This window comes from Paenibacillus sp. FSL H7-0735, from assembly GCF_038008505.1.
Taxonomy (GTDB): Bacteria; Bacillota; Bacilli; order Paenibacillales; family Paenibacillaceae; genus Paenibacillus_AQ; species Paenibacillus_AQ odorifer.
Map to the genome: position 1 here is coordinate 3,102,993 of NZ_JBBOZH010000001.1, position 19,032 is coordinate 3,122,024.

General features: G+C 45.6%; 19 protein-coding genes. 17 read left to right on the forward strand and 2 right to left on the reverse strand.

Going from position 1 to position 19,032, the window contains the following annotated elements; all coding sequences use genetic code 11:
* Positions 1-2: 2 nt before the first annotated feature.
* A complete protein-coding gene (locus NSS82_RS13970) occupies positions 3-1,103 on the forward strand; it encodes a GerAB/ArcD/ProY family transporter (protein ID WP_036686178.1) in 1,101 nt (366 codons plus the stop codon).
* On the opposite strand, the gene NSS82_RS13975 is transcribed toward NSS82_RS13970, so the two are convergent.
* Complete coding sequence (locus tag NSS82_RS13975) at positions 1,076-1,333, reverse strand: hypothetical protein (RefSeq protein ID WP_036686181.1); 258 nt, start codon at positions 1,331-1,333, stop codon at positions 1,076-1,078. The two genes, NSS82_RS13970 and NSS82_RS13975, sit on opposite strands and share 28 nt — an antisense overlap.
* Positions 1,334-1,517: 184 nt before the next feature.
* On the opposite strand from NSS82_RS13975, the gene NSS82_RS13980 reads away from it, so the two are divergent.
* From NSS82_RS13980 to spoVM, 16 genes are all read left to right on the forward strand, one after another.
* Positions 1,518-3,386 (forward strand): bifunctional homocysteine S-methyltransferase/methylenetetrahydrofolate reductase, encoded by a 1,869-nt coding sequence (locus NSS82_RS13980; protein ID WP_340960328.1) that lies wholly within the window; start codon positions 1,518-1,520, stop codon positions 3,384-3,386.
* 38 nt (positions 3,387-3,424) lie between these two features.
* A complete protein-coding gene (locus NSS82_RS13985; RefSeq protein ID WP_036686185.1) occupies positions 3,425-4,318 on the forward strand; it encodes a YicC/YloC family endoribonuclease in 894 nt (297 codons plus the stop codon).
* 48 nt (positions 4,319-4,366) lie between these two features.
* On the forward strand, positions 4,367-4,627 hold the full coding sequence (remA, locus tag NSS82_RS13990) for an extracellular matrix/biofilm regulator RemA (RefSeq protein ID WP_006209218.1): 261 nt from the start codon (positions 4,367-4,369) through the stop codon (positions 4,625-4,627).
* 19 nt (positions 4,628-4,646) lie between these two features.
* Positions 4,647-5,216 carry a guanylate kinase gene (gmk, locus tag NSS82_RS13995; protein WP_036686186.1) on the forward strand — a complete coding sequence of 190 codons (570 nt, stop codon included), beginning with the start codon at positions 4,647-4,649 and terminating at the stop codon, positions 5,214-5,216.
* Positions 5,217-5,268: 52 nt separating this feature from the next.
* Positions 5,269-5,469 carry a DNA-directed RNA polymerase subunit omega gene (rpoZ, locus tag NSS82_RS14000; RefSeq protein WP_036686188.1) on the forward strand — a complete coding sequence of 67 codons (201 nt, stop codon included), beginning with the start codon at positions 5,269-5,271 and terminating at the stop codon, positions 5,467-5,469.
* 216 nt (positions 5,470-5,685) lie between these two features.
* A complete protein-coding gene (gene coaBC / locus NSS82_RS14005) occupies positions 5,686-6,921 on the forward strand; it encodes a bifunctional phosphopantothenoylcysteine decarboxylase/phosphopantothenate--cysteine ligase CoaBC (RefSeq protein ID WP_038570318.1) in 1,236 nt (411 codons plus the stop codon).
* Positions 6,921-9,452 carry a primosomal protein N' gene (gene priA, locus NSS82_RS14010; protein WP_036686191.1) on the forward strand — a complete coding sequence of 844 codons (2,532 nt, stop codon included), beginning with the start codon at positions 6,921-6,923 and terminating at the stop codon, positions 9,450-9,452. Before coaBC ends, priA begins: the two co-directional genes overlap by 1 nt.
* An 85-nt stretch (positions 9,453-9,537) precedes the next feature.
* The gene (def, locus tag NSS82_RS14015; RefSeq protein WP_036686193.1) at positions 9,538-10,017 is read left to right on the forward strand and encodes a peptide deformylase; all 480 of its coding nucleotides are present in this window, start codon (positions 9,538-9,540) and stop codon (positions 10,015-10,017) included.
* 5 nt (positions 10,018-10,022) lie between these two features.
* Positions 10,023-10,958, forward strand: coding sequence for a methionyl-tRNA formyltransferase (gene fmt / locus NSS82_RS14020; RefSeq protein ID WP_076273880.1), 936 nt, complete (start codon positions 10,023-10,025; stop codon positions 10,956-10,958).
* The gene (gene rsmB / locus NSS82_RS14025; protein WP_076273879.1) at positions 10,955-12,409 is read left to right on the forward strand and encodes a 16S rRNA (cytosine(967)-C(5))-methyltransferase RsmB; all 1,455 of its coding nucleotides are present in this window, start codon (positions 10,955-10,957) and stop codon (positions 12,407-12,409) included. The genes fmt and rsmB overlap by 4 nt, the downstream gene beginning before the upstream one ends.
* 151 nt (positions 12,410-12,560) lie before the next feature.
* On the forward strand, positions 12,561-13,601 hold the full coding sequence (rlmN, locus tag NSS82_RS14030) for a 23S rRNA (adenine(2503)-C(2))-methyltransferase RlmN (RefSeq protein ID WP_036686196.1): 1,041 nt from the start codon (positions 12,561-12,563) through the stop codon (positions 13,599-13,601).
* A gap of 6 nt (positions 13,602-13,607) precedes the next feature.
* Entirely contained in the window at positions 13,608-14,381 is a 774-nt protein-coding gene (locus tag NSS82_RS14035; protein WP_076099575.1) for a Stp1/IreP family PP2C-type Ser/Thr phosphatase, read from the forward strand.
* On the forward strand, positions 14,381-16,627 hold the full coding sequence (gene pknB / locus NSS82_RS14040) for a Stk1 family PASTA domain-containing Ser/Thr kinase (protein ID WP_076273878.1): 2,247 nt from the start codon (positions 14,381-14,383) through the stop codon (positions 16,625-16,627). The genes NSS82_RS14035 and pknB overlap by 1 nt, the downstream gene beginning before the upstream one ends.
* A gap of 96 nt (positions 16,628-16,723) precedes the next feature.
* The gene (rsgA, locus tag NSS82_RS14045) at positions 16,724-17,629 is read left to right on the forward strand and encodes a ribosome small subunit-dependent GTPase A (RefSeq protein WP_036686201.1); all 906 of its coding nucleotides are present in this window, start codon (positions 16,724-16,726) and stop codon (positions 17,627-17,629) included.
* Positions 17,630-17,633: 4 nt separating this feature from the next.
* Positions 17,634-18,299 carry a ribulose-phosphate 3-epimerase gene (gene rpe / locus NSS82_RS14050; protein ID WP_036686202.1) on the forward strand — a complete coding sequence of 222 codons (666 nt, stop codon included), beginning with the start codon at positions 17,634-17,636 and terminating at the stop codon, positions 18,297-18,299.
* A gap of 177 nt (positions 18,300-18,476) precedes the next feature.
* Complete coding sequence (spoVM, locus tag NSS82_RS14055; RefSeq protein ID WP_020431362.1) at positions 18,477-18,557, forward strand: stage V sporulation protein SpoVM; 81 nt, start codon at positions 18,477-18,479, stop codon at positions 18,555-18,557.
* A gap of 101 nt (positions 18,558-18,658) precedes the next feature.
* Here spoVM and rpmB read toward each other — a convergent pair whose 3' ends face one another.
* Positions 18,659-18,847, reverse strand: a complete 189-nt coding sequence (gene rpmB, locus NSS82_RS14060) for a 50S ribosomal protein L28 (protein ID WP_036686205.1) — start codon at positions 18,845-18,847, stop codon at positions 18,659-18,661.
* Positions 18,848-19,032: the final 185 nt, after the last annotated feature.

The following is a 19,032-nucleotide window of genomic DNA, read 5'->3' on the forward strand; positions in this document are numbered from 1 at the left end:
CTATGGGAAAGATAAAAATAGGACTACTCCAATTTTTCACGTTGACTTTGTTGTTTGAGCTGGGAACAGCGCTGGTAGTGAATCTTGGGATGGAGTCTGGTAAAGATGCGTGGATATCCATACTCCTCGGAAATTTGATCGGTTTGATTGTATTTTCGGGGTACACTTATTTGTACAGAAAGTTTCCGGATCTCCCCTTAACGGCTTATACCCGCAAGCTATTGGGAAAATCCTTAGGTACGGTGATTTCCGTTCTCTACATTACCCTATTCCTCAATTTAGCGGGTCGTGATTTACGGGATGGCAGTTCCATGCTGGTTATGGCTACTATGCACCGCACACCTTTGTTTATTATTTCAACGTTGATGATCTTATCTTCTGCGTATGTTTTGCATAAAGGAGTAGAGGTATTATCCCGAACTTCATTGGTATTCGCAACTCTTGTAATGCTGATAGGAATATTTTGCTCGATCATGCTGATGTTATCGGGCTCAATTAATTTAAATCGATTACTTCCTATTTTTGAGAATGGGTTCCAGCCTGTGATTGATTCTGTTATTCGCCAGAACTATATGTTCCCTTTTGGTGAAATGATTTGTTTTACCATGCTAATGCCCTATCTGAACAATGTTAAAAAAGGTCCTTGGGTCATCGCCGCGGGGATATTTGTTTCAGGTTTGCTCTTAAGTCTGACTATGATGCTGAATATTTCCGTGCTTGGCACAGATATAGTGAAACGGTCACCCCTCCCTCTGATGCCCACGATTAGCAAGATTTCAATCTCCGATTTTATTCAACGTGTGGATATTCTAATTGTTATGGTGCTGATTATCGGCGTTTTTTTCAAAATGTCTGTGTTTTTTGCGGCCGCACTTATAGGAATTTCGGAATTGTTCAAGATTCCTTACCGGAGAATGGTCTATCCCTGTGCTCTGATCATTCTGTTCAGCTCGATGTTGAATGCGCGGAGCTTTACTGAACATATTAATGAGGGGGGGAGATTGTTATATACGATTTTTCCCTTCTTTATGGTGTTGATCCCTGTAATTCTTATCATCGTTGCGGCGATAAGAAGTCATCTTTCCCCGCCACGTTCTGGTTGATGTCCTGTTTTCCAGTAATAGATATCGGGGATGAACAAGCAAAGCAGCAAAATACAAGCAGTAGCTTTCTCAGAGGCGGTATAGAATAGATAGTTAAGGATATACCCGACGTTACCCAGCCCATAGCCATACAGCCAATCTAGCAAATAAATATACAGCAAGCAGAGAGTGGCTAGCAGTAAAGTTACAGCGTATTTTCGGATCAGAAACTTTCTTGTTTTTTTCTTCAAAGTATTCTCTCCTTTATGGAAATAACGGCATTAACGTTAGTATGAAGCTTTTTACATATGAACATGCATGGTGATATTTTGGTCTAAATGCTTTTCTTTTGTAAAGCTTATCATCCATACCGATTTATGTTACATTAGTATGAAACTAAAGTTAGAAACTAATGTGGCAGGGGAGGATCTTGTTGTGAAGCCGGATTTACGTTCCGCATGGGGAAATAAAGTATTAGTCGGAGACGGAGCGATGGGGACCTACTTATATCAGAAGGGTTTCCCGGTCGGCATTTCCTATGAAGAATTAAATTTGACCTCTCCGGGGGTAATCGAAGATGTTCATCGCAGCTATATTGAGGCAGGGGCAGTGCTGCTGGAAAGCAACACCTTCTCGGCGAACTATGACAGGCTGTCCAAATATGGTCTAGAATCCAAGGTTGAGGAAATAAATCGAGCCGGGGTTAGAATCGCTCGCCAGGCTGCTGGAGATCATGGGTATGTATTAGGAGCTGTAGGATCTATTCGTGCGGGCAAACGTGCGAATCTCTCTTCCACAGAGCTGAAAAAATATTTTACACAGCAGATTGCTGCATTGCTAGAAGAGGACGTAGATGGCATTATGCTGGAAACCTTTTACGATGTTGAGGAACTGCATTTAGCTCTAAGAACGCTCCGCAAGATCAGCTCGCTTCCTGTAGTTTGCCAATTAGCTGTCGATGAAACGGCACGCACATTAGATGGATTAACTTTGCCAGAAGCCTTTCGTATTCTGGAAGGCGATGGCGCTGATGTTATCGGATTTAACTGTAACACAGGCCCGAACGGAATGAAGCGAGCGCTCAAAGCTGTACAAGGGAATCTGGTTCTGCCAGCCTCTGTGTATCCAAATGCGGGTGTGGCGGATTATGTAGACGGAGAATATCGGTACGGGGCTTCACCAGAATATTTTGGCCAAATGGCACAGACTTTCGCGGAGATGGGCTGCCGGATAATCGGTGGTTGCTGTGGTACAACTCCGCAGCATATCGCAGAAATCTCCTCTGCACTGAAGAATTATGTACCGCAACCGCTTCCTAAACCGTTGCCACCTGCAGTGGAGCGTGTATCGCTGCAAGAGAATTTTGGCGATGAGGATAGAGATGGTAGAGAGCCGAACCTGGTTGATCTGGTAAAGGAACGACATACGGTTATTGTTGAGCTTGATCCACCTCGTGAATTGGATATTGCAAAGTTTATGCAGGGCGCAGAAGTTCTGAGAAGAGCAGGCGCGGATGCGCTGACACTCGCCGACAACTCCCTGGCTGTCACACGGATGAGCAACATGGCTTTGGGACATTTGGTGCACGCTAAAACTGGACTTCGTCCGCTAGTGCATATTGCTTGCCGGGATCGTAATTTGATTGGTACTCAATCCCATTTGATGGGTTTTGATGCGCTTGGAATTGATCATGTGCTGGCTGTAACAGGTGATCCTGCGAAATTTGGAGATCTTCCCGGCTCAAGCTCGGTTTATGATTTAACCTCTTTTGAGATTATTAGAATGATCAAGCAGCTGAATGACGGGATTTCCTTCTCAGGTAAACCTTTGAAACAGAAAGCGAATTTTGTAATCGGAGCTGCATTTAACCCGAATGTTAAACATTTGGATAAGGCAGTGCAACGTCTGGAGAAGAAAATTGCCTCTGGTGCCGACTATATTATGACCCAGCCTGTCTATGATCAGGAACTTATCGTGAAGATAGCTGAGGCAACAGCACATCTGGACATCCCCGTATTCATTGGTGTTATGCCACTGGCAAGCGGACGTAATGCAGAGTTTCTACATAATGAGGTTCCCGGTATTCAGCTTACGGACGATGTCCGCAACCGCATGAAGGGACTTGAAGGGGAAGCTGGAAGAGCAGAAGGTGTCGCTATCGCTAAGGAACTGTTAGATGTTGCTACTGCCCATTTTAATGGAATCTATCTGATGACTCCGTTCATGTTCTATGATATGAGCGCACAGCTAATGGAGTATGTGTGGGAGAAATCAGGACGCAAATTGTCCCCCTTGTTTCGCTAGTAATAATCAATTACAATAGTGTAATGGATGTGATTCCGTTGTCATTTAGCATGACCGGATACGGTCAATCGTCCCTGCAATTCGGCGGCTACAAGATTATGTTCGAAGTGAAATCGGTGAATCACCGGTACTGCGAAGTTGTACTGCGGATGCCCCGGGATTGGACGGGTTATGAGGATGTGTTGAGAAGAAAGGTTCAACAGCACATCAAACGGGGAAGAATAGATGTTACCATCAATAGAGAGCACGATGAGTCGACAGTTAGACCGGTTCTGAATCACTCTGCTGTAATGACCTATCTAAAGGCAGCAGAGCAGCTTAAGAACGAATATGGTTTGACTGGTGAGTTGACTTTACGTGATATACTTTCTATACCCGGTATTATGGACAGCAAAGACGAGGCTGCGGGTGCCGTGTCTGCGACATTAGAAGACTACTCCGAAGTATTGGAGGCGGGACTTGAGCAGTGTTTGCAGTCTCTGCTGGAGATGCGCGCCCGTGAAGGCAGTTATCTAGCCGCAGATATTGAACAGCGCCTGAACCATCTTGAGAACATGCATGCTGAAATGGTTGAACTTGCACCTGTCGTAATCATTGAATATCGTGAGAAACTTCGACATCGATTGAATGAACTAAATGATGGGACGTTCGCTTTTGATGAGCATAAATTCGGGATGGAGATCGCTATTTTTGCAGATCGCTGTAATATTGATGAAGAGTTGACCCGGTTGTATAGTCATTTCGAGCAATGCAGAGCCCTCCTGAAGGGGAAAGGACCGGTAGGACGCAAACTGGATTTTCTCATTCAGGAGATGAACCGTGAGACGAATACAATCGGATCGAAATGCAATCATCTAACTCTCGTGGGTCTTGTGCTAGATATGAAAGCAGAACTGGAGAAGATTCGAGAACAAGCTGCGAACATAGAGTAATCGGGAATAGGTAATAGCATAGAACTTTATGGGGGGAACTACCGGAACATGGCAATCAAACTTATTAACATTGGCTTTGGAAATATTGTGTCTGCCAACCGCATTATTTCTATCGTCAGTCCGGAATCTGCACCAATCAAACGTATTATCCAGGAGGCACGTGATCGGCATATGTTGATCGACGCCACCTATGGCCGACGGACTCGTGCCGTAATCATTACAGATAGTGATCATGTCATCCTATCGGCTGTACAGCCGGAGACTGTGGCGCATCGCTTATCCAGTAAAGATGACGACAACGACGAATAACAACTAAATGGAGTGTATTATGTCAAAAGGATTGCTCATCATATTATCCGGACCTTCCGGCGTGGGTAAAGGTACTGTTTGTACTGCACTACGTCCGAAGATGCCCGAACTTGTCTACTCAGTTTCTGCTACTACTCGCAGTCCGCGTGCGGGTGAGGAAGATGGCGTCAACTATTTTTTCAAAAGCAAAGAGGAATTTATGACAATGATCGAAGCCGATCAATTGCTTGAATACGCGGAGTACGTAGGTAATTATTACGGTACTCCCCGTGATTTTGTAGAGAGAACTCTCAATAGCGGCAAAGACATTATTCTCGAAATTGAGGTTCAAGGAGCTCTCAAAGTCAAAGAGAAATTTCCTGAAGGGATTTTTGTGTTCCTTCTTCCTCCATCCATGGACGAGTTGAAGGACCGCATTCGCGGACGGGGTACTGAGCATCCAGATGTGATCGATCACCGCATGACTGTAGCGGAAGATGAGATCAACTTAATGCAGCATTATGATTATGCTGTTGTGAATGATGAGATTGATCTGGCTTGTAAGAGAATAGAAAGCATTATTATCGCCGAACATTGTAAAGTCAGATAATTTATGCTGAAGGTCAAATGGTATTAACAGTAAACTATGAAGAGGTGTCCCAGTGCTATATCCATCCATTGATGAAATGATGACTAAGGTTGACAGTAAGTATTCGCTCGTTGTCGCTGCTGCACGTCGTGCTAGACAATTGCGTGAGGGTGGCAAGACAGATGTGAAGAATCCTAGATCGCATAAATTTGTTGGTGTTGCTCTTGAGGAAATTTACGAAGATCGCATTACTCTAACCCGCGGTGAAGAGTAGTCTCAAGCATAAGTAATAATGACCTATTGTAGAAACGGATGCCGCCTATTTGTTTTGAGGCGCTGCCGTTTCTTCTTGGGTTATGGAGCATTTACGGGTCTTAAATTTATGATGAAAGCCCAGAACCGGGCTCTTTATGACAACCGGAAGGTTGTTATTTTTTTCTCGTCGTAAAGATAGCCATTCGTTGTAAGAGTAGGGAACAGGGGGGAGATCATGTTGAAGAGCTTGAAGGGGAAGACTATTTTACTTGGGATCACAGGAGGAATTGCTGCTTATAAAGCGGCGTCCTTGACCAGTAAGCTTGTCCAAAAAGGAGCCGAGGTTCATGTCATTATGACAGCTTCGGCGAAGCAGTTCATTACAGAATTAACTCTACAGTCACTATCGAAGCAACGAGTATATAGCGATACATTCCAGGAGAGAGATCCATCCTCCATTTCACATATTGATCTGGCAGATGCTGCGGATCTTGTGCTGGTAGCACCCGCAACCGCAAATATAATTGCCAAAATGGCACACGGTATCGCCGATGATATGTTATCTACTACACTGCTTGCTACTACGGCTCCTATTATGGTTGCACCAGCTATGAATGTTCATATGTATCAGCATCCAGCTGTACTTAATAATTTGAATATTCTCGCTAGCCGAGGCATTCATTTTATTGAGCCTGGTGAAGGACTGCTGGCATGTGGATACGTTGGCAAAGGTCGGCTAGAAGAGCCAGAGGCTATTGTGAGTGTGGTTGAGAATTTTTTTGCACACCAAGCTAGCGTCGCATCCAAACCTCTTGCGGGTAAAAAAATCGTCATCACAGCGGGTGGAACGGTAGAACGGATTGATCCAGTGCGTTATATCTCCAATGATTCATCCGGTAAAATGGGCTTCGCGCTAGCACGTGCTGCACGTGCAATGGGTGCTGAGGTAACGTTGATTGCTGCGCGTACAGATGAGGCTCCTCCACAGGAACCAGAGATTTCAGTCATTCGTGTTCAATCTGCACAGGAAATGTATGAAGCAGTTACCGCACTGTGGGACAGCTGCGACATTATGATCAAGGCGGCTGCTGTATCGGATTACCGTCCGAAGCATAGTGAGCCTTCCAAGATTAAAAAAAGCGGAGAGACGATGACGCTTGAGCTTGTGAAGACAACGGATATTCTGGAAACACTCGGTAAGACCAAAAACAAGCAGTTTTTGGTCGGCTTTGCTGCGGAAACGGGCAATACGGAATTTTATGCTAAGGACAAGCTGGTCCGCAAAAACTGCGATCTCATCGTTGCTAACAATGTAGCGGCTGCAGGAGCCGGATTTGGAGCGGATACGAATATCGTTTCGATATATGATGTGAATGGATTGGTGCTTGAATTGCCACAATTGTCGAAGGATGAGGTTGCTCGTCATTTGCTGACGCTCGTGGCAGAGCGGATTACTGGAGCTTCATTATAATGGATATCGCCAAGGTCATTGTGGATGTGCCTGTACGCAGCACTGACCGGCCATTTGATTATAGTATTCCAGAATCCCTGAAGTTATGGATTGAAGTGGGCAGTCGGGTAGCCGTTCCGTTTGGGCACCGGACAGTCCAAGGTTTTGTAGTATCTTTAGAATCAGGCGAGACCCTAGTGAGTCCTAGCCTGAAGCCTATTCAAGAAGTGTTGGATTTGCTTCCGCCTTTATCTCCTGAATTAGTTGAGCTTGCGGACTGGATGAGTAAAAGATATGCATGTAGACGAATTTCAGCACTGCAGGCGATGTTGCCCACCGCTCTAAAAGGGAAGGCAGAACGGCTGATTTCACTTGGAGATGTGCAGGAAGAGACAGCATTTCCAGAGGATGAATTGTTCCCAATGTTTGCCGACACAGGGGATGAGGAACGACTAATCACAGAATTTATTGGACGTAGTGGCGAAGTTTCCATGAAGCAGCTTACTCGTGCATTTCCTGAGGCTGCTGAGACGGTGAAGTTCATGCTGCGGCGTGGAGTACTTATAGAGAGTCAATCCATTAAGGATAAAATGGGTAAGAAAAAGCTCAAGGCAGTCGATCTGGCGATAGGTGTCACTGCTGCCCGTGAGGCATTGAACAAATTCCCGAAAAAATCCGCACGCCAGAAGGAAGTTCTGAGCTTTTTAGTTGATATGGAAGCTACACTCCCTATGGCCCTTAAAGAAGTTTTGTCTGCACTCCAAGTAACGGCAAGTACTGTAAAGGCCTTGGAGGAAAAAGGTTTTATCGAGATCAGTGAAATTGAAGTCTATCGCGATCCTTATCAAGGACGAGATTTTAAACCTACCACACCTCTACCGCTTACAGCGGAACAAGAGGTCGTATATACAAGAATTTCTCGAACCTTAGAGGAGCAGCTTCACGAAGTATTTCTGCTTCATGGAGTTACGGGTAGTGGTAAGACAGAGATCTATTTGCAATGTATTAAACGCTGTTTAGATCAGGGCAGACAGGCTGTTGTTCTTGTGCCAGAGATTGCTTTAACACCACAAATGGTGGAGCGGTTTAAGGGGCGGTTCGGCAGCGGGGTCGCGGTTATGCATAGCCGGCTGTCTGTTGGTGAGCGATACGATGAGTGGCGTAAAATCCGTGAAGGAAAGGCCACAGTCGCTGTAGGCGCAAGATCGGCCGTGTTTGCTCCTTTCTCCAACCTAGGGTTGATTATTATGGATGAAGAACATGAGACCTCTTATAAACAGGAGGAGAATCCGAAATATCATGCCCGTGATGCTGCTATTCGTAGAGCGGAACAGTGTGGGGCAGCTGTGATTCTAGGTTCTGCTACGCCTTCGCTGGAAAGCTATCATGCTGCAAGATCGCAGAGTGATATTCATTTTTCACCGGTACTGCTGGAGATGCCTACCCGTGCGCTTGGAAATGAACTTCCAAAGGTGAACGTAGTAGACATGCGGGAAGAGCTTAAAGAAGGCAACCGTTCGATGTTCAGCCGAAAGCTTCATTCAGCACTGGAAGAGAGGCTGGAACGCGGAGAACAGACGGTGCTGCTGCTTAACCGTAGAGGTTTCTCAACCTTTGTCATGTGTCGTAGCTGTGGTTACGTAGCCGGTTGTCCAGAATGTGATATCTCACTAACGTATCATAGCCGTAGTGACAATTTGCGTTGTCATTATTGCGGACATGCTGAACCAGCACCTAAGCTTTGTCCGGAGTGTGGTAGTGAGCATATCCGGTTTTTCGGAACGGGTACACAGCGGGTGGAGGAAGAGCTTGGTAAGCTATTCCCAGGCATACGAGTGATTCGTATGGATGTGGACACAACAACAGAAAAGGGCTCGCATGAGAAGCTGCTGAACCAATTTAGAGACAAAAAAGCGGATGTTCTCCTGGGCACTCAGATGGTAGCAAAGGGACTGGATTTTCCAGATGTCACTCTTGTTGGTGTAATCACAGCAGATTCAGCTTTGAACCTGCCCGATTTTCGCGCAGCAGAGAAGACATTCCAATTGCTTACACAAGTTGCAGGCAGAGCAGGCCGGCACCAGCTTCCAGGCGAAGTGGTCGTTCAGTCCTATACGCCAGAGCATTATTCTATTATTCATGCCAGCGGACATGACTATCTCTCTTTTGTACGTGAAGAGCTGAAGCATCGCAGAGGTCTCCATTATCCGCCATATTGCAGACTCATCCTGGTCACATTGTCTCATGAACAGCTGCCGCTTCTACTGCGGATGGCAGAGAATTATGCTCTGAATCTTCAGGGAAAGGCCAGACAGCTAAGGTGGTATGGAAGTCTCGATAAGCTAACCAGCGATGTGTTAGATCTGTTGGGTCCTGTGGCATCACCTATCCCTCGATTAAAGGGTAGATATAGATTCCAGTGTATGATAAAATGGCGCGGCGCCATCGATGTGATTGGACTTGTCCGCCAAGTGGCTGAAGAGTTAGAGGATTCTGTGCGGGATACCGGTCTTCAGATCAGCATTGATGTGGATCCGCAGATGTTGATGTAAATCCGTATCATGTTACAATGTAAAAAAAGAGCTTTATCAATTGACTTTAAATATAGAAATGTTCAGAACGGGAAGGTGTTTTGTAATGGCTATACGTTTGATCGTTAAAGAACCGGATGAAGTATTGCACAAAAAAGCTAAAGAAGTAGCTGTAGTTACTCCTAATGTTAAAAAATTGCTGGATGATATGGCACATACGATGTATGACGCTGAAGGAGTAGGGCTGGCGGCACCCCAAGTCGGAATTTTGAAACGTCTAATTGTGGTGGATGCGGATGAAGAGCATGGATTGATCAAAATGATTAACCCTGAAATCATCAGCATGGAAGGTGAACAGCTAGGACCAGAAGGATGTCTTAGTATTCCTGGCTTGAATGGTGATGTTCGCCGTGCGGAGACTGTAACTGTACGTGGCCTTAACCGTGAGGGAAAAGAGATTACGATAACCGGCAGTGGTTTACTTGCCCGGGCTTTTCAGCATGAGATTGACCATTTGAATGGAGTTCTATTTACAGATATCGCTGAAAAAGTATACGAGATGACTGCTAACGAGACTGAGGAGTGAGGAATATGAAGATTGTATTCATGGGAACTCCAGCTTTTGCGGTGCCAAGCTTGCAAATGCTGGTAGATGAAGGCTATGAAGTTGTAGCTGTCATCACCCAACCAGATCGTCCGCAGGGGAGAAAAAAGATCTTAGTTCCTTCACCAGTTAAGGAAGCCGCATTAGCTCTCGGATTACCTGTGCTTCAGCCAGAACGCATGCGTCGTCCTGAGGCAGTCGCCGAGCTGGCAGCATATGAGCCGGATTTGATCGTCACGGCTGCTTATGGTCAAATTTTGCCTAAAGCTGTGTTGGACTTACCGCGGAATGGTTGTGTGAATGTACACGGTTCGTTGCTTCCTAAATATCGGGGAGGTGCTCCGATTCAGCGCAGTATCATCAATGGGGAGAAAGTGACCGGCGTTACTTTGATGTATATGGCTGAGGGGCTGGATACCGGTGACATGATCTCTCGTGTCGAAGTGGCTATTGAGGATGAGGATACCTCTGGAACTCTTTTTGAGAAGCTGAGCCTGGCTGGACGAGATCTGTTAAAGTCTGAAATGCCACGTTTAGTAAGCGGAAAAGTTCAAGCTGTTCAGCAAGACGATAGTGAGGCAACTTATGCCCCTAACCTTAATCGCGAGGATGAACGCTTGGATTGGAACGCTAGCTCACGTGACAACTATAATCGAATTCGTGGATTAGTTCCTTTTTCCGGCGCATTTACGCTCTGGAATGGTGAGACCTTTAAAGCTTGGGCTTCTAAGCTGCCTGAAGCGCAGAAAGCAAGTGATAGTGCTCCAGGAACGGTGCTTTCTGTAACTGAACGAGGTGTCGAAGTGAAGACAGGTGACGGAAGTCTGCTGCTGACAACGGTTCAACCTGCTGGCAAAAAAGCAATGAGTGCGGCCGATTTTAGCCGTGGTGCTGTTATGAAGCCAGGGACGGTGTTAGGTTGAGCGGCGGTGGAAATGGTGTTGGCCGATCAGCAGTAAATCCTAGCGCTGGTAAGAGACAGGGGAATAACTCTAAAGCAGTTGGCAACAAGGGTAAGGTTACCCCTGCTTCTGCCCGGGAAATCGCGCTTGATATAATGGTTAAAGTTGAGCAGCAAGGTGCTTATAGCAATTTGCTGCTCAACAGCAGTCTACAGAAGGCAACGCTTAGCAGAGAAGATGCCGGACTGGTCACAGAACTTGTCTATGGCTCTATTTCGCGGATGAACACCCTGGATTATGTGCTTGAAGGATTTGTTAGTAAAGGGATAGCCAAACTACAGCCATGGGTCCGTAATTTACTGCGGTTTAGTTTATATCAAATTATGTATCTCGATCGTATACCGTCCCATGCAGCTGTAAATGAGGCTGTTAATATAGCGAAGAAAAAAGGCCACCAGGGAATCTCAGGGATGGTTAACGGCGTGCTGCGCAGTGTATTGCGTGCTGGTGATCTGCCAGTTCTGCCTGAGGGGCTAAGTCAAGCGCAGCGGATATCGATATTATATTCACATCCGTTGTGGTTAGTGGAACGTTGGATTACCGAGTACGGTGCCGACACGGCGGAAGCTATTTGTGCATCAAACAATGAGCCGCCTGCGGTCAGTGTACGCGTGAATACAACGATGATCTGTCGTGAAGCTCTGCTGAACCAGATGATTGAACAAGGTCTGCAAGCTTCAGCATCTGATGTTAGTCCCTATGGCATTGTTGTGAAAGGCGGCGGAAACCTGGCACTCACCTCCTGGTATCGTGATGGATATATCTCCGTTCAGGATGAGAGTTCTATGCTTGTAGCTGAAGCGGTAGCTCCGGAGCCTGGCATGAGAGTGCTTGACTGTTGCGCTGCTCCTGGGGGCAAAACAGCACATATGGGCGAGCTCATGAAAGATGAAGGATCGATTTATGCTAATGATCTGCATTTGCATAAAGCGAAATTGATCTCAGATCAAGCAGAACGTTTAGGTCTTGATTGTGTATCTACAGGCAGTGCAGACGCGCTGGAGCTGGAGCACACGTTAGAGCATCAATCCTTTGATAGAATTCTTCTCGACGCACCTTGCTCTGGACTCGGCGTAATTCGCCGTAAGCCAGACCTCAAATGGCGTAAGCAGTCGGAAGATGTGGCTAGTGTAGCATCATTGCAGCGGGAGTTGCTGCAGTCGGTCTCTAAACTGTTGAAACCGGGTGGCATTCTGGTATATAGTACCTGTACGACTGAACAAGCGGAAAATAGTGAAGTAGTAGCTGACTTTTTGAAGCAGAATCCTGATTTCACCGCAGTGACCTTTGCTTCACCATTGTGGGACAGGCTGGAGGGTACCGCGCTGGCTGAGGGTGATGGAATTCAACTGCTGCCCCATCATTATGGGAGCGACGGGTTCTATATTTCTAAGCTCCAGAGAGTCTTGTAATATAGCAAATTTTCTGACAATTGTAGTATCCTCCGCCCGCCGGGCTACCGTACGGCGGGCGTTTTCTTTTACCGTCTCTGAAATTTGTGTTAAAATAGGAAGAATGAGAAATAATACGCATATCCTTATGAAAGAACAGGTGTAGATAATAATGAAACCTTTAATATATGATTTTTCTTTAGAAGAGTTACAACAGTGGGCGAAAGATAATGGTGAGCCTGCTTTTCGTGGTGGACAAATTTTTGATTGGCTGTATGTAAAACGTGTGAATGACTTCGAAGCAATGAGCAATTTGTCCAAAGGGCTTCGCCAGAAGCTGAATGAACAATTCTCTATTGCAGCACTAACTGAAATTACTAAAATGGAATCTAAAGATGGAACTGTAAAATTCCTGTTTGGATTGCATGACGATCATGCTATCGAAACAGTTATCATGAAACATAATTATGGCAATAGCGTTTGCGTAACAACCCAAGTAGGATGCCGAATCGGCTGTACTTTCTGTGCTTCCACACTCGGTGGATTAAAACGGGATTTGACAGCGGGAGAAATTGTAGCTCAGGTTGTACGTTCCCAACAAATCCTGGATGCGCGCGGCGAACGTGTCAGCAGCATTGTTATCATGGGTACTGGTGAACCGTTTGAGAACTATGATGCAACAATGAGATTCCTGCGTCTTATGATTCATGAGAAGGGCTTAAATATCGGACAACGGCATATTACTGTTTCCACCAGCGGTATTGTACCGAGCATTTATAAATTTGCAGAAGAAGATACCCAGATTAATCTGGCGATTTCGATTCATGCGCCTAACGACGCCTTGCGTTCAAAGCTAATGCCTGTTAACCGCCGTTTTCCGTTTGATGATGTAATTGAATCATTGCGTTATTATCAAGCTAAGACGGGACGACGTGTCAGCTTTGAATATGCCTTGATCGGCGGGGTAAATGACCAACCGGAGCATGCTGAGGAATTGGCTGGGGTGCTTAAGAGCATGCTGTGCCACGTCAATTTGATTCCGGTAAACCATGTGCCTGAGCGAAAATATGTACGTACTTCACGCAATGATATCTTTGAGTTTCAACGTATTTTGGCTGATAACGGGGTGAATGTTACTATTCGCCGTGAGCAAGGCCATGATATCGCGGCCGCATGCGGACAGCTGCGTGCCAAACATATGGAGTTGGGGTGAGGATATTTGATCAGAACAGTTCATGCCAGCGATATTGGCCGAGTGCGCTCTGTCAATGAGGATTCGGTCTGGATCGGCGCGACGCGCCACGGTTATACACTCGGTATTATTGCCGATGGGATGGGTGGACATCAGGCTGGTGAAACCGCAAGCAGGCTCGCTTTGGAGACAATGAGGAATAACCTAGACGGGTTAGAGTCTGGCCTTCAAGACGAAGCTCTGCGTGATGCGTTGTCAGCTGCTATTTTGGAAGCTAACAGCACTGTGTTCAGGGAGGCTTCCGGTGACGATAAGTATCATAATATGGGTACTACTGTCGTTGCTGTTCTTTTGAATGGATCAAACGGATATATTGGCCATATCGGAGACAGCAGAGCCTATTTAATAAAAGACAGTGCGGCAGTTCAACTAACCGAGGATCATACGCTAGTCAATGAGCTGTTCAAGAACGGTCAGATCAGTGTGGAGGAATTGGATAATCATCCGCGTCGTAATGTGCTGACGAGGGCACTTGGAACAGATGCTGAGGTTGAAGTTGATATGGCGCCTATAGCTCTGCTACCTGGGGAAATTTTGCTTCTATGCAGCGATGGTTTAAGCAACTTTGTCACAAATGAGCATTTAGGCAAAGTAGCAGGTATACATGAGATATCGTTAGAGGAAAGAGCGGACCGTTTACTTCAGCTGGCACTGCTCGCCGGCGGTGGCGATAATATTAGCGTCGCTTTGTTAGAACATCATGGAGAGGCCGCTGTGCCCGAAACAAAGGAGTGGGATTGATGATCGGTCACGAATTGGGCGGCCGTTACCAAGTCATCGAACGGATCGGCGGAGGTGGAATGGCGCTCGTCTATAGAGCACATGACATTCTTTTAAACCGAAATGTCGCCATCAAAGTATTGCGCAATCAGTTTGTGCATGACGAGGAATTTATTCGCCGTTTTAGGCGTGAGGCGCAATCTGCCGCATCTTTGTCTCATCCGAATGTCGTCAGCATATACGATGTAGGACAAGAAGACGAAATTCATTACATTGTCATGGAGTATATTGAGGGTCAGAATCTTAATGAAATTATAAAAGAACGAGCGCCATTGCAGGTTGATGAATCCGTACGGATCGCTTCACAAATCTGTGATGCCCTAGATCATGCGCATCAGAATCAAATTATTCATCGTGATATAAAACCACATAATATCCTGATCGGACGCAACGGCCGGGTGAAAGTAACCGACTTTGGGATTGCCCGCGCAGTTACGTCAACAACCATTACACAGACCGGTTCTGTGGTTGGTTCAGTACATTATTTCTCGCCAGAGCATGCCAAAGGTGTCTCTACAGGAGAAAAGTCTGACTTGTATTCATTAGGTATTGTACTTTATCAAATGCTTACCGGAAGCCTGCCCTTCTTGGGAGAGAGTCCGATTAGTGTAGCTTTAAAACATCTGCAAGAAGAGTTTGAAGAACCAAAACTTCTGAATCCACTCATTCCGCAAAGCGTTGAGAATGTAATTCTGAGATCAATGCGTAAAAATCCGGAGGAGCGGTACGACTCTGCCAAAGAAATGTTGCAGGATTTGGAAACATGCTTATTGCCGGAGCGCCGCAGTGAGGCGAAGATTCTGTTCAACGATGAAGAAGATGAGGATCGTACGCGGGTTATCCCGGCGATAAAACCGATTCAAAGAAGCAATGGTAATCGTAATCATCGTGAGGAACGGATGGTTCGTGATGAAGATGATGAACCGGTGCCTTCAAGCAAAGGTAAAAAACAATGGGCAAAACCCACATTATGGATTGGGCTAACCTTGCTGTTGCTGTTGGCTATGGCCAGTCTCGTATGGTACGTTAAATCACAGCTAGTTGTTCCTGAGGTTTCCGTTCCTTATGTAGTAGGTAAACAGATAGAACAAGCACAAACTGAGCTTGAGGATTTGGGGCTTGAGGTTGCTGATCCTATTCTGTATGACTACAGTCCGAATTTTGAAGAGAATGTGGTCATTAAGCAAAGTAGGGAAAAGGATGCCAAAGTGAAAAAAGGAGCGTCCCTAATACTCACTGTGAATACGGCTAAGCCACTACCCAAGATGCCAGATGTAGTTAACAAGAGCTTTGATGATGCGGTTAAAGCATTGATGGCGCTGGGTGTAGCCCAGGACCGGATTGATAATAAACCTCTCTATGACGAAAATACAGATGAAGGTCTCATTGTAAAATCTGACCCTGCATTAAATACAGAATTCGATCCTGAGACGGTTCAAATCACCCTTTACGTTAGTAAAGGAGAAGAAAGTGTACTGTTGCCAGATCTCATCGGTAAGACGGAGAGTGAGGCAAAGGCGCTGCTGGAAGGTGCCAAGCTTGTTCTTGGAGAAGTTAAACAAGAATCCAGCTTCAGCATTGAAGAAGGTAAAGTAACAAAGACTTGGGCATTTGATAAGGGGACAGGTACTTCTGTTCCACCTGGAACAGCGATTACGATTTACTTAAGTACAGGTTATCCACCTGAAGCCCTGAAGTATACCTTTAATGTGCCAGTCGCTCCTGCTCAGGATGGGAAAAAGAGCAAGATTCGTATCGAATTCGTGGATGCGCGCAATAATGGAGAGAAGCAGGATTGGGGAACACGTACCATTGGAAAGAGCCAAGTGTTATCTGTGAATCTAGTATTGGCTCCTAATAAAGATGGTTCAGTTATTGTTACCCGTGACGGTGTACTTTTGGATACTTATGTTATTCCTTATATCGATGCTAAGAACGGAACCGTTCAGGAGCCTGAACCACCAGTTATAGCAACACCACAGCCAACTCCAACACCTTCTGCTGAACCTACGCCTACAATTGAACCTACGATTGAACCGGAGATCTTGCCAGGTTCAGGTTCAGAGAATGACGGAGGGAATAACGGGGCGGTGAATCAGACAGGGTTCGTAAACAATAGTTCTATAAATAGTGAATCGACTAATAATGGCAATAATAAGCACAACAATAAAGGCAAGGATAAATCTAAAGATAAAAACAACAACTAAACAGGGTTTAACCTGAACGGTTGGCGTAGCGAAATGACCCGGGGATATCAGACTTGGGTCATTTTCGCAAAATCAGGAGAGGAAGGCTCACTATGTATGCCTGAAGGTATAATTGTTAAGGCGTTAAGCGGTTATTATTATGTGAAACCGCTCCGCGAAGGATTAATTGCGACTGAAGAGCATTCTGTTCAATGCAGAGGCCGAGGAATTCTTAAGAAAAAAGGGATCGCTCCGCTAGTTGGAGATCGGGTTATTTATATTCTTACTGAGCATGGAGAAGGAATGGTGGATGAACTTCTACCTAGAGAATCTGAACTGATTCGTCCACCTGTAGCGAATGTTAAGCTCGCAGTCCTTTTATTCTCCGTTCGGGAGCCCGATATGAACCTGAATCTGTTGGACAAGTTTCTAGTTCATATTGAGCATTCAGGTCTGGAACCCCTAATTGTTCTGACTAAACAGGATTTGGCGGATGATGATGGTGAAGCTACTCGTTATGTTAAAGAACTTTATGAGGATATCGGATATGAAGTGATGGTCACAAGTTCACTTACTGGTGCCGGAAGCGATGAGCTAAGACAACGGCTTACTGGTGGTATTAGCGTATTTGCGGGTCAATCGGGGGTTGGTAAGTCCACCTTATTGAATCGTATTGTTCCAGGGCTTAAACTGGAGACTGGAGAGATCAGTTTACGATTGGGACGTGGTCGCCATACGACCCGTCATGTGGAGCTGATGGATATTGGTGGTGGAGGTTTTGTTGCAGATACCCCAGGTTTTAGTCAGCTTGATTTCTTAGAGCTTGGTGTAGAAGAGCTGTCCACTTGTTTTCGTGAATTTGCTCAATATGCATCCGATTGTAAGTTCCGGGGCTGCAGTCATCAGCATGAACCAGGCTGCCGTGTAATAGAGGCTTGGAAAGCAGGGAAAATTGCGGATAGTCGCTATGATCATTACAAACTGTTTTTTAATGAAATGAAAGATAAAAAGCGGAGGTACTAACATCATGATACGAATAGCACCATCTTTATTGTCGGCGGATTTCGCGCGTTTAGGTCCAGAAGTAGCAGAGGCGGAAGCCAGTGGTGGAGATTGGATACATGTGGATGTAATGGACGGTCATTTTGTGCCGAATATCACATTGGGTCCACCTATTGTAAAAGCTGTATCGTTACATACCAAGCTGCCACTTGATGTTCACTTGATGATTGAGTCGCCAGAACGTTATATCCCTGATTTTGCTGCAGCAGGTGCAAGTGTGATCACCGTTCACGCTGAGGCATGCGTTCATTTGCATCGTGTGGTTCATCAGATCAAGGAGCTGGGGCTGAAGGCAAGTGTAGCAATTAATCCGGGTACTCCGGCTTCAGCGGTGCGTGAGGTGCTGGAGGATGTGGATATGATTCTGGTGATGACCGTTAATCCAGGCTTTGGTGGTCAAGCATTCATTCCTAACACTTTGCGCAAAATCATTCAAATTCGAGAATGGGCGAATGAAGTGAATCCAGATTTATTGATCGAAGTAGATGGTGGAGTCTCGGAAGAGACAGCACCCTTAGTTGTGGCAGCTGGAGCCGATGTTTTGGTAGCGGGGAATGCAGTTTTTGGCCGGAGTGATCGTGCTGCGGCGATCCGCGGAATTCGAGAAGCAGCCGAATCTGCACTGCGTTAAAAAAATAGGCTATTGAGACTAGAGGTATAGGCCAAGTCCTCGGTGCATAAATATGGTTACATGAGCAGAAATCTCATGTAGCCTTTTTTGTTTTGGCAGGGAGGACTGCAGTTCGTTTCCGTTATTGACAAGAGGAAAGTCTCCTGCGTACGGCATGAATTGATGGGAGGGTAAATCATGAAATTTTACACGTTTAAGCTGCCAAGGTTTTTGGGAGGTTTTGTTAAAGCAATATTGAACACATTTCAGAAGAGTTAAGCCGCTAACAGAAAAGAAAACATGAAAAAAAGCACCTTACAAATGTAAAGGGTGCTTTTTGCTTCATATAAGTTATCGTTCGGTCTTAAAATTGCTAAAGACTAAACGCGTTCAACTTTACCGGCTTTCAAAGCACGGGTGCTGACGTACACGCGTTTTGGTTTACCGTTCACGAGGATACGGACCTTCTGAACGTTAACTCCCCAAGAACGACGGTTGCGGTTATTAGCGTGAGACACGTGGTTGCCGCTGCTCGGTTTCTTGCCTGTTACTGCACATTTGCGGGACATAGATTACACCTCCTTATTCCTAACACCTGCATAAACAATACTTATCTATAATATCACAGCAAATTTTGCTACGTCAACCGATTCAAAAACATTTATTTCTTTTAATACTTATAGTACAATGTAAATTAGTGCATTATGTCCTGTTAATCATAGAATGATTAGGCATGAAGTTAGGAAGGGGAATT